8 protein-coding genes, 1 pseudogene and 1 CRISPR repeat array are annotated in these 13,805 nt (G+C 51.0%); of the genes and pseudogenes, 1 reads left to right on the top strand and 8 read right to left on the bottom strand.

The genetic code is table 11. The features are described 5' to 3' along the window. Positions 1 to 414: pseudogene (locus H9S92_RS22010) on the top strand (hypothetical protein); the annotation flags it as partial. 12 nt (positions 415 to 426) lie between these two features. Beyond that, positions 427 to 4,070: direct repeats of the CRISPR family, unit length 37 nt; unit sequence GTCTTAATCCTTCTTTTAATGGATGTGGTTCCGGAAG. 136 nt (positions 4,071 to 4,206) lie between these two features. Here the strand turns inward: H9S92_RS22010 and cas2 are convergent. The 8 genes from cas2 to H9S92_RS13795 all read right to left on the bottom strand — a co-directional run bounded on the left by cas2 (position 4,207) and on the right by H9S92_RS13795 (position 13,804). Further along, on the bottom strand, positions 4,207 to 4,674 hold the full coding sequence (cas2, locus tag H9S92_RS22665) for a CRISPR-associated endonuclease Cas2 (RefSeq protein WP_187467301.1): 468 nt from the start codon (positions 4,672 to 4,674) through the stop codon (positions 4,207 to 4,209). Positions 4,675 to 4,679: 5 nt separating this feature from the next. Continuing rightward, positions 4,680 to 5,735 (bottom strand): CRISPR-associated primase-polymerase type B, encoded by a 1,056-nt coding sequence (locus tag H9S92_RS13825; RefSeq protein WP_187467300.1) that lies wholly within the window; start codon positions 5,733 to 5,735, stop codon positions 4,680 to 4,682. A gap of 39 nt (positions 5,736 to 5,774) precedes the next feature. Then, positions 5,775 to 6,779 (bottom strand): CRISPR-associated endonuclease Cas1, encoded by a 1,005-nt coding sequence (cas1, locus tag H9S92_RS13820; protein WP_187467299.1) that lies wholly within the window; start codon positions 6,777 to 6,779, stop codon positions 5,775 to 5,777. Between the two features lie 358 nt (positions 6,780 to 7,137). After that, positions 7,138 to 8,601 (bottom strand): ATP-dependent DNA helicase, encoded by a 1,464-nt coding sequence (locus H9S92_RS13815; protein WP_187467298.1) that lies wholly within the window; start codon positions 8,599 to 8,601, stop codon positions 7,138 to 7,140. Between the two features lie 159 nt (positions 8,602 to 8,760). Beyond that, positions 8,761 to 9,333: a hypothetical protein gene (locus tag H9S92_RS13810; RefSeq protein WP_187467297.1), complete on the bottom strand. Its 573-nt coding sequence runs from the start codon at positions 9,331 to 9,333 to the stop codon at positions 8,761 to 8,763. 341 nt (positions 9,334 to 9,674) lie between these two features. Continuing rightward, entirely contained in the window at positions 9,675 to 10,031 is a 357-nt protein-coding gene (locus H9S92_RS13805; protein WP_187467296.1) for a CRISPR-associated protein, read from the bottom strand. Continuing rightward, positions 10,031 to 11,314: a TIGR02221 family CRISPR-associated protein gene (csx2, locus tag H9S92_RS13800; protein WP_187467295.1), complete on the bottom strand. Its 1,284-nt coding sequence runs from the start codon at positions 11,312 to 11,314 to the stop codon at positions 10,031 to 10,033. Before csx2 ends, H9S92_RS13805 begins: the two co-directional genes overlap by 1 nt. Before the next feature lie 12 nt (positions 11,315 to 11,326). Beyond that, positions 11,327 to 13,804 (bottom strand): TIGR03986 family type III CRISPR-associated RAMP protein, encoded by a 2,478-nt coding sequence (locus tag H9S92_RS13795; RefSeq protein ID WP_187467294.1) that lies wholly within the window; start codon positions 13,802 to 13,804, stop codon positions 11,327 to 11,329. Position 13,805: the final 1 nt, after the last annotated feature.

The following is a 13,805-nucleotide window of genomic DNA, read 5'->3' as shown; positions in this document are numbered from 1 at the left end:
AATCCTAAAGGGACCGCTGGTGATGAGGTGATCATTTTTCTGACGCGCCTCCGACCGGTCAAGAAGACTGTTGACCAATACATAAAGCGTTGGCGTATTGAGTGCTTATTCCGCCATCTCAAATCCAATGGTTTTGACCTAGAAGCGATCAATTTCAAACCCCTTGGGAAAAGCAACTTACTAATGGCTATCGTAGGGCTAAGTTACGCCATGACGATTCGAGTCGGATGGGCGGCACGCTCGACCATCCGTATCATTAAATATGACGAGAGTACTACCTTCCCCGCAGAGTCAGTATTTCGCCGAGGGCTAAGTTTGCTGACCCCGTGGTGTGCTAAGATTGAGCTCTTTATCGAACGGTATTTATGTCTAGATGATGGACGAAATCACCCCATCGTCAAAAATGTAGAGTAGTATGGTAAATGAGTCTTAATCCTTCTTTTAATGGATGTGGTTCCGGAAGCGTATTGACGGGTCCGGATCCTACTTTGATCAACGGTCTTAATCCTTCTTTTAATGGATGTGGTTCCGGAAGGATGCCTTAGCGCTTCACCGCGCGGCCTTAATTGGTCTTAATCCTTCTTTTAATGGATGTGGTTCCGGAAGACGCTCATCCGTGGTGGGCTCGACCAAAATGTTTACGAGTCTTAATCCTTCTTTTAATGGATGTGGTTCCGGAAGGCGTCAATGCTGGACGCACGGGCCGTTAGTAATGGTCTTAATCCTTCTTTTAATGGATGTGGTTCCGGAAGCGTCGCACACGGGGCATACGAGATCGTATTTCGATAGTCTTAATCCTTCTTTTAATGGATGTGGTTCCGGAAGATAAATTTCCTACATTATCATTTACTGAATATAGGTCTTAATCCTTCTTTTAATGGATGTGGTTCCGGAAGTGAAAATTTATGACGTAACCTTGTCTGGCGAAAGTGTCTTAATCCTTCTTTTAATGGATGTGGTTCCGGAAGACAACAAAACACCAACGGACGTTGGACCACCTATGGGTCTTAATCCTTCTTTTAATGGATGTGGTTCCGGAAGACAGAAATTTTGGTAGAAGAATATGTATACCAAAAGGTCTTAATCCTTCTTTTAATGGATGTGGTTCCGGAAGGATAAAATGACTGCTTCTGTTCGTAATCAACAAAGTCTTAATCCTTCTTTTAATGGATGTGGTTCCGGAAGTATCCTTTGACTATGTTCGGGCTTTACAGTCCGGTCTTAATCCTTCTTTTAATGGATGTGGTTCCGGAAGCCGATCTTGTTGACTTTTCCTTTACGGAAGATGCGTCTTAATCCTTCTTTTAATGGATGTGGTTCCGGAAGTGTTTTCCCTTCTTTCGGTCGTGCAGCCAACTTTGTGTCTTAATCCTTCTTTTAATGGATGTGGTTCCGGAAGCCTTTTAGGTGTAGTCGGAGAGCTTATGCTCTTCGGGTCTTAATCCTTCTTTTAATGGATGTGGTTCCGGAAGCAAAACTTATTCAACAAAAAAGAAACCATGAAGTGTCTTAATCCTTCTTTTAATGGATGTGGTTCCGGAAGATGTAGCCTTATTACCCAATGGTGATGAAGTCTTAGTTGTCTTAATCCTTCTTTTAATGGATGTGGTTCCGGAAGGTGCGGGGAAGGGATCTCTCGTAACTTATTATGCAGGTCTTAATCCTTCTTTTAATGGATGTGGTTCCGGAAGACGGTTAACCCCGGCTGAGTATGGATTGTGAATACAGTCTTAATCCTTCTTTTAATGGATGTGGTTCCGGAAGTGTATGGCAAAGACCCTTACACAAACTACGGCGAGTGTCTTAATCCTTCTTTTAATGGATGTGGTTCCGGAAGTTGGATGGAATGCTGTGGACATTGTGCTTATGAAGGTCTTAATCCTTCTTTTAATGGATGTGGTTCCGGAAGCACCCCTCCATAATTTTATTAACAAAAAAAATGAATGTCTTAATCCTTCTTTTAATGGATGTGGTTCCGGAAGGTTACCAGTCTATTCTTGTCCTCCTTTTGACACTGGTCTTAATCCTTCTTTTAATGGATGTGGTTCCGGAAGACTAAATCATATAACATGTTAAACAATGATACGCTGTCTTAATCCTTCTTTTAATGGATGTGGTTCCGGAAGGCTGCGGACTACGCCACCGAAACGGCTAAAGCCGAGTCTTAATCCTTCTTTTAATGGATGTGGTTCCGGAAGAAGTGTATTTTCGTCAGAATGCCTTTCGGGGATATGTCTTAATCCTTCTTTTAATGGATGTGGTTCCGGAAGACGGCTAAAGCCGAAAGGCTAGCAAAGGCTGTCGCAGTCTTAATCCTTCTTTTAATGGATGTGGTTCCGGAAGATCTACCACAATGTTAGTTAACAACGTTACCCCACGTCTTAATCCTTCTTTTAATGGATGTGGTTCCGGAAGCTAGAAACTTGCACAATACGCCGAAAGGCTGTAGTCTTAATCCTTCTTTTAATGGATGTGGTTCCGGAAGCGTAATCGCCCTTCCGCGACGTGCGGCCAGCAACAGTCTTAATCCTTCTTTTAATGGATGTGGTTCCGGAAGCAATGAACGTTATCAAAGTGCTCGGTCGCTTATTCTGTCTTAATCCTTCTTTTAATGGATGTGGTTCCGGAAGTGAAAAATATCTTGCTGAATGGTATAATTCATTGCGTCTTAATCCTTCTTTTAATGGATGTGGTTCCGGAAGAAATCACTTTTCACCTTCGCGCTTTTCTTCTTTTGTCTTAATCCTTCTTTTAATGGATGTGGTTCCGGAAGCGGGCGGGAAAAAATACGGAGGGAAGGCCTTAGGCGGTCTTAATCCTTCTTTTAATGGATGTGGTTCCGGAAGGATATGACGTGAACGGGAACCGCCGAACCTTCGTAGTCTTAATCCTTCTTTTAATGGATGTGGTTCCGGAAGTGGCCAGTAGAGCCTGTTGTCACGGGTGGCGAAATAGTCTTAATCCTTCTTTTAATGGATGTGGTTCCGGAAGCGAATAGTCCCACCCCACCCCGCTTTAATGCCTGAGTCTTAATCCTTCTTTTAATGGATGTGGTTCCGGAAGCAAAGGCCTCAACACCTTCATTACCGCGCTGGAGTCTTAATCCTTCTTTTAATGGATGTGGTTCCGGAAGTGTCATAAATTCAACCGTTAGGAAAAAATAACATTTGTCTTAATCCTTCTTTTAATGGATGTGGTTCCGGAAGTATAATGAATCTGTTTCAAACGGCATAACTATTTGTCTTAATCCTTCTTTTAATGGATGTGGTTCCGGAAGCTCCGTATGGAACGGCGCTTGGCGCTTAGATTGGAAGTCTTAATCCTTCTTTTAATGGATGTGGTTCCGGAAGAGCCTAACTATCTTTTTTTACAAATTTAGCAAATAGTCTTAATCCTTCTTTTAATGGATGTGGTTCCGGAAGCAAATGGCCGATGCTTTGGCTCCCTATTTCCAGCAGTCTTAATCCTTCTTTTAATGGATGTGGTTCCGGAAGCACTAACGGGTATAACGGACTTAGCGAGGCTTTTAGTCTTAATCCTTCTTTTAATGGATGTGGTTCCGGAAGTACATTCCCACTAAATAAAATGACTTACTCCATCCAGTCTTAATCCTTCTTTTAATGGATGTGGTTCCGGAAGAGAGTAGAGGCAATCCCTCACAAAAACTTTCCCTGTCTTAATCCTTCTTTTAATGGATGTGGTTCCGGAAGTATTTGCCAACGGAAGTACTGGCGGCAAAGTGGGATGTCTTAATCCTTCTTTTAATGGATGTGGTTCCGGAAGGTTTCTTTCTTTTCCTTTGTGTTTTTGTTGTTGCTGTCTTAATCCTTCTTTTAATGGATGTGGTTCCGGAAGCACCACTTAGCCGAACTGCTGAAATAGGTCAATAAAGTCTTAATCCTTCTTTTAATGGATGTGGTTCCGGAAGTCCTGCCAAATATCCTTTGCCCTTACCTGCCATAGTCTTAATCCTTCTTTTAATGGATGTGGTTCCGGAAGACCAAGATGTTATGGCCTTAAATATGGGGGCAGTGTCTTAATCCTTCTTTTAATGGATGTGGTTCCGGAAGAGCATTTTTTGCAATCGACTGACTAACAAGACCTTGCCCACGAAAGAGCGGCCCACGGAAGGGGCAAAAGGGGCTGAAACTGACTTTTCTTTTGAACGGCTCATCGCAGGCATTGGAGGTTAGTACGGCGAAGTTACTAAAAAAATAGCGTATTCGGTGGGTCCGTGATCAGCTGAATGTCCACGTTTTGGCCTATCAGTTTCATCGCGCGCACGTCGCTGCTGTTGACGGGCACCAGGATGATGCTGTCCTCGTTGGCGTACAGCCCGTTCACGTCCCGCAGCGTAGCGTGGATCTCCTCAAAGCGGGCGTTGGCCGTCTTGATCAGGTAGACACTCTTCTGGATGCGCGTACAGCCCGCGGTAATGAGGTAATCGGCGATTTCCCGCCGGACTTTGTTGTCGGTGATGTCGTACATGATCAGGTAAACCATATTCGTTGCTTTGATGGGGTCAGCCTGGAGGATGCCGAGGATTTGGGCCACCCGCTCACTGAGCTCGGGCAACTGGTCTTCCGGCAAAACCCGGGCGGGCGGCGGCTGGATGCCCGCCCGGACGATCCCCTCCAGCCGCTCCTGCAGGCTACGCCGCTGTTTTTTGGCCACGGTACCTAGTTGAGTTGTTCGAAGCGGTCGTAGAGCAGTTCGCGCAGCACCCTGGCCGCCAGGTCCGCCAGCTCCGCGTGGCTGCCCGTTTTGGTCGTTTTGACAATGGAAAAGCCGCGCTTGCCGTAAAACAGGTTCAGCTCACACCAGATGTCCTTCGGGCCCGCAATGCGGAGCCGGTGGCCGTAATTGATGGCTTCCGCAGCGGCCAGTTGCAGCTGGTACTCGGCCAGGTTTTCCTTAAAGTATTCCACGGCCGCACCAATTTCCTCGGGCTGGATAATCGTTTTTTCGGGTTGGGCATTCCGGCGGTTGGGCTTGAGCTTTTGGCGGATCTGCTCCAGGGTGTTTTCGTCTGGCCCCGCCATCGCCGGCGGGCGGACGCTGCCCGGCTTTTTCGGCTCCGGCGTTTCGCTTTTGTCCGCCTTCGGCCGTGGCGTGAGGAGGTCCGGCAGGTAGTCGTTCAGGTCAACCGGGCCAGCCTCGGGGTGGTAAAAGGCCTCCGCGTCGTAACTCATGAAGCAGGCCCGGGTGACGTCGCAGGTCTGGAGGTCAACCACCCGCTCCAGGCCGTGTTCCTGGGCAAAACTGCGGGCAAAGGCCTGGTAAAAGGCGTGAAAACGCGCCGCGTCGCTGCAGGGCTCGGCCAGGCGGAAGAGCACTTTGTAGCCGTCGCCGCCCGGACTGGAGAAACCGAGCAGCGGCTGGGGGAGCCGGGAAAGCTTCGCCCGCAGTTCACCCACGCTCAGTTCGCCCTCGGCCAGGTGGTCGAAGTCAAGGATGAAGTAATGGATGGTGGCAAAGTGCTCCTTGCGGCGGATGGCCGGGTGAAAGAGGCCACAAACGATGTAGGGCAGCGCTTTTTTCAGCTGCCGGTACTGCACCAGGTCCACCGAAGCGACGGTGCGCAGCCGGGCAATCAAGTCGCGAAAGTCGGGCTTGGGGCTGCGGAGCCCCTGAAACACCCGTTCCAGGCTGATCCGCTCCAGGGGGTCGGCCGGGGCCGTCAGGTTACGGCCCAGCATGATCGGCGGCAGCGGTGGGGTAGTGGATGATGACATAGCAGGTATTGGCGTGCGGCAAAATGATGTTCTCCCAGCTTATCGCTCCGACGGCAATTTCACGGGCGAGTACTCCAGGAAAAATTTGGCCAAAGCGTGGGCCTCGCGTTGCATATGTTCCTGCCGCGAACGCCGCAGGCCGTCGCGCTGGATGATTTCGGCCAGGTAGTCGTTGACGGACTGGATGACGATGCGCTTGCCGAGCCCATCGAGCATCCGCGCCTGCCCCTCCCAGCGGAAGCATTCCTCGGTCATCGCCTCCTGCCGGCAGAGCTGGAGCACGACGTAATCCACCCAAATGCGGTAGCGCTCGATGATGTCGTACACCAGCGCCGGGCGGTTGTAGCCGTCGCGGTGAAAAATACCGAGGTAGGGGTCAACACCGGCGCGGATCAGCACCCCCTCTATTTTGCCGTACAGCATGCCGTAGCCGTAGTTGAGCATGGCGTTGAAATCGTCGGTAGCCGGGTGCTGGCTGCGCCCCGCAAAGCGGTAAGCCTCGGGTACGTAGGCACTGATCAGCTCAAAGTACTTGCGGGAGGCCGCGCCTTCCCACCCGCGCAAGGTAGGTGCCGCGTCTTCCAGGCGCTCGGCGGCCAGGGTAATGACCTTGTTGCGGTAGTCTTCCATCGCCTGGATGCCCCGGTTGATGCGCCGCCGCAGCGGGTCCACACTGTCAATTTGCAGGGTAAGCAGCAGCGCAATCTGGTTGTCGATCTTTTCCCGCACCAGGCCTTTTACCCACTCCAGGGCTTCCGGACCGTAGAAAAAATCCACCTGCTTGCGCCGGATGTCGCTCACTGAGCCAAATTTGATGCTCCACACCCGCCCCTGGGGGTTGCCGCTGTGGTCCACGAAAAGGACGTCGATCTGGTGCTCAATGGCCAGCAGCACGGCATCGGAGGTCATCTTGGCCCCTTTGCCCACGCTGATGCTGCGGATTTGCGTGGGGTCCAGGCGCTGCTCCGCCTCGGCCGTCTCCACAATGAAGTTGCCCTTATCGCGCCGCAGCCCGGCCCCGTAACTGTTCAGAATGATGTGCATGGTGTTTTACCGAATGTTTGTTTTGTTTTGGCGCGGCCGCAGGTGCAAGGGAATGGACAAAAAGCAGTGAAATTTGCCCGGCTGAGGGTGTCCCCACCCGAACCCTGGCTCCGCTGATGAAGTCCCCCTCCACCGAAAACGCCTGGCTGAGGGTGTCCCCACCCGAACCTTGCCTCCTCTGATGAAGTCCCCCTCCACCGAAAATGCCCGGCTGAGGGTGTCCCCACCCGAACCCTGGCGCTTCTGATGATGTCCCCCTCCACTCAAGACCAGGTAAACCTCTTCCGGTACAAACCCCGCTCCTCCACCTGACTCCCCCCTTCGGGGGGCCGGGGGGGAGCACCTGCGTCCGCGCCCATCAAGCCAGCTTCACCCCTTTTTTACCGCCCTTGCCCCCTTGCCAGATGTGCTTGGGCTCGAGCGTTTTGCTGGCGCGGGTGACGGCCGTGTAGAGCCAGCGGTAACGGCTTTCGGGGTCGAGCATGTTGATCGTTTCGCTGAGGTTCAGGAAAACGGTGTCCCACTCGCCGCCCTGGGCCTTGTGGCAGGTGACGGCGTAGCCAAACTTGGCCCGCAGCGCGTTGAGGTAGGGGTCGGTCTGCATCGCCTTGAGGTAAGCTTCCGACTTGCGCCGCAGCCCGCGCTTCCTCGCCCGCTTATCGAAGTCGGTGAGCAGCTTGCGGAAGTCATCGGCCCCGAAGTTGGGCCGGGGGTCGAACAGGAAGTCGTAGAGCAGGGGCACTTCGTGGATGTCTCCCGTATTGACGTCTTCGGCCTTGATGGTGAGGAAGAAAAATCCCGCCGATTTGCCCAGGGGGCGGGCGTCGCGCACCAGCACCTGGTCGCCGTTGGCCAGCGGGACGAGGTGGTTGTTCTGGACCACCTGCAGCAGTTCGTTGCGCTGCAAGCGGTGCAGATTTTCCGGCGGGTAGCGCCGGGCCCGCACGATGCCGTTGAGGTAGTGGGTCTGTTTGTTGGAGTGGGTGACGATCAAGGCGGCCGAAAAGGACTGTTGCGTGGCCGCCAGGTAGCGCTCGGCCAGCACCTCCTGGGTGAAGGGCGTGAAAAAGCGGTAGGCGGGGTTTTTCAGCACAGGTTGCCAGTCGCGCCTGGTTTCTCCCCGGTCCACGTAGCCCCGCAGTTCGGTGGCCAGGGCCAGCACGGGATTGTCTTTTTCCTGGCGGATGACGTCGCGCAGTTCGGCCTCCGTTACCTTCAGCTGGTAGGTTTCCCGCAGGAAAGCGGCGTCGAGGGCACTGGAAAAGGGCTGCTCGCCAATGGGCGGGGGCAGCTGCACGGGGTCACCGATGAAGAGCACCTGATGCTGCCCGACGAAGTGAAAGAAATCCGCCAGCATACTGCCCGAGCCGAAGCGGGCGGCGTGGTCGGCGGAGCTTTCCAGGTGGGAGAGCATGCTGGCCTCGTCGATGATGTAGAGGAAGCGGTTTTTGGTTTTCGTATCCGGCTGCCGCAGGCCGAAGGTGAGGGAGAGCTGGCCGGTATGCTCGTTGTAGTCCTGGTCTTCGTCGGTGCCGCCGTCGTTGACGCCCTCAAACTGGTAGATGTGGCCGTGGACGGTGGTGGCCTCCACCCCCGTTTTGCGGCTCAGCACCTTGGCGGCCCTGCCGGTGCTGGCCATCAGCACGGGCGTCAGCCCCGCCTTCGACGCCTCCAGGTGCGCCAGCAGGAAACTGACCAGCGTAGTCTTGCCCGTGCCCGCGTAGCCCTTGAGCAGGAAGACCTGGTGCTCCTTGCCACTGATGAAGGCCTGCAAGCGCTCAAAAACGACTTGCTGGTGAGGGGTGAGTTGCAGGGAACTCATGGGCGTGAGATTGAAATACGACAAGGCATAATCGCGATTAGTTTTGGGTGAGGGATGACTGGGGGATGCGCGGATTTTCGGATGCTTAAGGCTAAGTGGTATTTAGTTCAGTAGTTCGGTAGTGGATATCATTCACTACCGAACTACCGAACTATCAAACTACCGTCCCCCAAACTGGTAGCCCGCACCAATGGTGAGGAAGCCGATGGAATACTTTGAATTGACGATGGTCCCGAAAAAATCAAAGCTGAACTCGGGTTCGTAGGAAGTGAAGGCAGCGGTGAGGTACACATTTGAAAAATAGTACTTCACCCCCAGCTCAAAGCCCAGTGCGGCGGCCGTAGCCTCCGTCAATAGTACGGTATTCCCAGCGGTTACTTCAGGCGTACTTGCTGTGCCCAACAGGAGTAAACCGTAGAGCTTGAGCGCATCCTCGGGTTGGTAATACAAACCAGCCCCGATGCCCCCAACACCCCAGGTGCCGGCGTCCAAATCGACTTCTTCCTCGTCGAAGGTATTAACACCATAGAAAAGTTTAGTGGCCAGCCCTACCGACTCCCCAAAGGCATAGTCGTAATTCAGCGCCAGGCGAAAACCTGGGCCGGCATTACTTTCGTCGTCATCGCCGAATTCGCCGATGGGTAAGGTAAGGCCGCCATCCAGCGAAAATTGTGCCGTAGCGGACGTGGCGGCCAACAGCAATAAACTAAAAACAAAATAAAATCGGATCATAACACAAAGGGTTAGGCAAACGACTGCCAGCCATAGCATCGGCCAGCTAGCACGCTTACGGTGAAAAAATAAAAGAAATAGCTTCGCCACTCGCGCCTGAGGGAAGCGGCAGTTTGTCTTTATCCTTCTTTTGAGGGATGTGATTCTGGGATGCGCGGTAGGCGACTTACGACCAGTCAGTTGCTAACGGGAGTTTATCCTTTTTTTGAGGGATGGGGTGGGGCTTAAGTGGATTTAAGAATTATTCGTATTGGTGGAAGTTTAATGGCTTATTGTAGTTAGGGTGTTTTTTTCGCTCCGTAGCGCCACAGGCAAGACGGGGGGAGTCGGAAATCCCCACCTTACGGCAGCGGGTAAGCCCGAAACTGTACGAAGTTGAAGCGGACGATTTTCTCTCCTTCCCTTTCCTCTACGGTGCGTTCGGAGGTGCTGGCTACGATGGGGATGTTAAGCCGTTGCAAACGGAGTGCCAGGGCATACACAAAGGTAAATTCCCCCTGCAAGTGAACGGCGGTGGGGGAGGCCTCCAGCACTTTTTCCAGGTACTGCTCGGCCAGTACTTCCACCTCCTCAGTGCTCGCCTCGCTGGGGATGCTGGGGAAGGGCAAATCCTGGACTTCGCCGTAGGCTTCCCTGGCTGCCGCCAGTTGTTTTTCCGACCAGCGGGTGGAGGGGTGGTTGGTTAGGTTTAGGAGCATTAACCTTCGATAATTTTCTCAATTTGATGCCCTCGGGTGGCTAAGACATCACAAAGTTTATTGAATTGTTCAATGGTGATGGTTCGTATATCCATATAAGATTTAGGGCCAGGACTCTTTCTGAATCCGGCATGGTTGACATCATTGCGAACTGAATTGCTTATGTCTTTTGCAATTGCTCCAATGTCACTTAGTTCTTCTATTTTGAATAAGTCATCACAGATCTTTTTTTCTTTTTCAAGCGAGTAATCCGGTCTTGTGCCATATCGATATTCCGCTGGGCCACTTTTAGCGAAGCTGAGTATCACAGACCGCGTCACTGAACTTGTTTTGTTCGGAATTCCAATTAGGTCCATCAAATAAGTGATGATGAATTCTTCAAGGAGGGTGGCGGCTTGCTGTATCAGGCCATTATCAATACACCAACGGACAGCGTGAAAACCGTTAATAGAGGAATCTTTTTTGTAAGGTTCAAAAGTGTCTCTTACTTTTTTAAAAATAGGTTCGGCAGCCTTGTCTGCAGGGTTATCTGATGCACCGATGGTGTTCAGATTTTGGCTGAGTTTAATGATTTCATCACCCTTATAAATGTCCATTCCTCGGTTTACAAGCGTAAATTCAGAGAAGCGCTCTAATCCTACTTTAACATCTTTCAAGGTATCGCCCTTAATCTGTTTGACTAGACCCTTTGCATTTCCGGTGCGCAGAAAAATATTGGCGTTATTGGTCCAATCCTGAAGTTTAGAGAAATCGGTAAGATTCCAGATGGGCGACTCCCACCGATTTTTATCGTAAGCTCCGTAAAAAATACCGCTAACCGTAACGTTTTTCAGAAACTTAGCGTAGTTGATGAGTACAAGCATCAGTAGTGGCAAGCTACGGAAGCCGTGGGTAATGTCGAAAAATAGGTTGTCGCCATCCTCTAGCACGTCAAATATGGTCGTAAAAATCGCCCAGAGTTCTTCTTGGGTCTGCCCGTCCTCTACGTGGATGTTCTCTATGTCGCTGTCGATTTCCAATTCCCGAAGCTCAGAATGCAATCTTGCATCCATCTCGTTATTGGTTCCGGGGATGGGCTGATCATTCCAGTTTTTTAAAGCACCCGTTGTGGTGAAAATGTACACCTTGTCTCCAGGACCGAAGTGGTGCGCCACGCTTTTCAGGGTGGCCACTTGGACAAAGCGGGTTGTCATATCTACTTCAGGGTCTTTACCTACGTACCTAGATGCACTGTAGGGGTTCGTCCCCAGAAAGGAGATAAAAACGTTTCTTGATTTTTTCATGGCTAATTTATTTTATTTGCCCAAATTATTCCAAATAGCCCGCATCCTTTCCTCACCTAGCCATTGGGTAAGTATCTCCTGCGTTTTAACCGATTGTTTTGCGTGCTCAAAGTCCCGATTGGCCCTGTTACTTTCGTAAATCTCCCTGACTTTGGAAATGAGTGTTTCCCAGTCCGACTCCGGCAGTAACCAATCTTCGGTAGTAAAATCGCGGGACCTTTTACCCCTCAACCGTTCCAGATAGGTGTCCACCACCTTTTTCATTTTGCTGATGGCATCACGATCTAACCTTATGGTGCTCAAATCGAGACCACTTTCGGAAGCGGCAGCTTGTTTTTCTTTATTCCGGGCTTCTGTTTCGGCACGTTCTTCCTCCCTTTTCAATTCAGCAAGTTGCGCGCGGTAGACCTCAATCCGTTCTTGTACCTTGCCTTGGATGCCTTGCTTGATTTTTTGGGTGGCGGTAATGGTTCGGTCCAATGCGCGCTCAGAGGTCATTGGTTTGATGCTTTCGAAGTGGGCTTTATCCTTAAGAATTTCGTCTTGGAAACCCTTCTTTTTAATCAAGTCATCTGCCAGGCCAGCCATTAAGTCATCACCCCGCATTTTAGAATGTAGGCGAAGAGCTTCTTGGTTTTGTTTAACCTGCCGAAACTCATTCAGGGTATTGTAGGGGAAGTTTCCTGCTAAGACGGGCACGTCCGTTGGATTCACCGGATTCGTTAGCGCTATAATCTCTTTTACCTGTTCACTGTTTCGCCAGCTTACTTTTGAACCCAATTCAGTGTCCATAAACGCTTCAAAGCGTAGCATAAGCTCCGCCTGCTCTTCTGGAGAGATCCCCGCAACTTCTACCTTGATCTTTCCAAATCCCAAGGGTTTGGCCATGCCGACCTGATGACGGCTTTTGTCGCTACCGTGAAAAGTGAGGGCACTAATTAAGGCCCCGAGTTCGATTTCTCGTAGGTTATGGTAGTATAGTTCGCAGGTGAAGGTGGTGCCTTTGTCAAGAGGAAGAAACTTCGTGAATACCGCTTCACTTAGTGGTCTACCGTTTTCGTCCTTATCGCTGGTTTTACGCGTGCCTTCGTTCAGCACGGGATAGCGTTTGCGGCCCGCAATCGGCTTATCATCCATAAAGGTATTGTACCGACCAGTATGTCCAGAGTCATTTACATTTTGGTTCATGTAGGTTGGGTAGAATGAGGCACGAGGCTCTCCCAGAATAGCTTTCTTTTCCGCGCTATTTCCCCCGTCTACGGTCCGCTTAGCGTGCGTAAACTGCACCCTGCCCTTCAGAAAACCTAGCGGGCTTTTCTCTTCTTTTGTCCCGACCATGCCAAAAATAGCGTCGGCCAGATCATGGTTCGCTGCCGTCTTTTTCTGGTAGCTTTTGATGCTCCCCTCTACGGTGTTATCATAAGGCAATTTGTAGAGGTAGGAGAGGCCGAAGTGTTCTACGGTTGGCTGCCCGTCTTTTGAAACGCCGCGCTTCCAAAAGACGGGTATTTCTTCACCGTTTTCCAATAGCTTTGAGCGCCACTTATAGTCTTCAGACTGCTCTTTGGGGTTGTCGTCGAAGTAGGCGAATTTAAAATTCTCTACTACTTGTTGGGGGACGATGATGTCTTGTGGTCGGTCAAAATCCCAAAAGATGAACTCGTACTGTTTGCCAGTCCATTTAAGTTCCTTTGTTTTTTTATCCTCCACCTGCTTACGTGGTCCTGGCTGTCCGGTCATGACGATCCGTCCAGGGTAGATTACCTGATCTTCCTCTTCTTCCTGGGTGAACCCATAGATTTTCCGCCCAGCATCTTCAAATAAATGAACGAAATCCTTTGACTCTTCGTACCATGAACTTTTATGTTGCTCAGCAAACATATCGTATTTGCGCTTCGCCGCCTTTTCCTTGTCTTTTCGTTGATCGAATGCTCCGTTTACAGAAAAATACTTGCTGATAAGGACACCCGTTTGCGACTCCAGCTCACGGTGTGATATCCGTCCTGGAATGTCTGCATCCCGTAAAACATACTGATCATTATCCCGATCATACCGTAACCAGCCTCCCCGAACAGGTACGTCAGCGTTAACCTTAAAGTGACTTAAATACTCCTCCTTCATCGACCCCGACAAATCCCGCAAAGCATACCGCCGTTCACTCACCCTTCCAATCATCCGCCCGAAACTCAGCGTTTCCACCACAGAACGCACCATGCCCCGAATGGAACTGCCAGGGATGAAATAGTTGCCCTGCGGATCCTGCTCGAACTCGTACGCTTTGTCTTGCGCGCCCGTTCGCTCATCGTTGTTTTTGGCAGGCTTGGCTTCACCCCGGCGCACGAAGATCGGGCTCTCCGCCGTCAGGGTGAGTTTAAGGGTGCCGCTCTTGCCATCCTTGAAAGGTACGTCGTGGCTGATGTGGTCCATCCAGTAGGGAGTAACGACCTTATTATTGAGCGGGACGAAGTTGTAGGGGACTTTCAGGGTCATT

Origin of the sequence: Neolewinella lacunae (assembly GCF_014349155.1) — a bacterium.
Lineage (GTDB): Bacteria > Bacteroidota > Bacteroidia > Chitinophagales > Saprospiraceae > Neolewinella > Neolewinella lacunae.
This window is presented reverse-complemented; position numbering and strand designations above follow the sequence as displayed.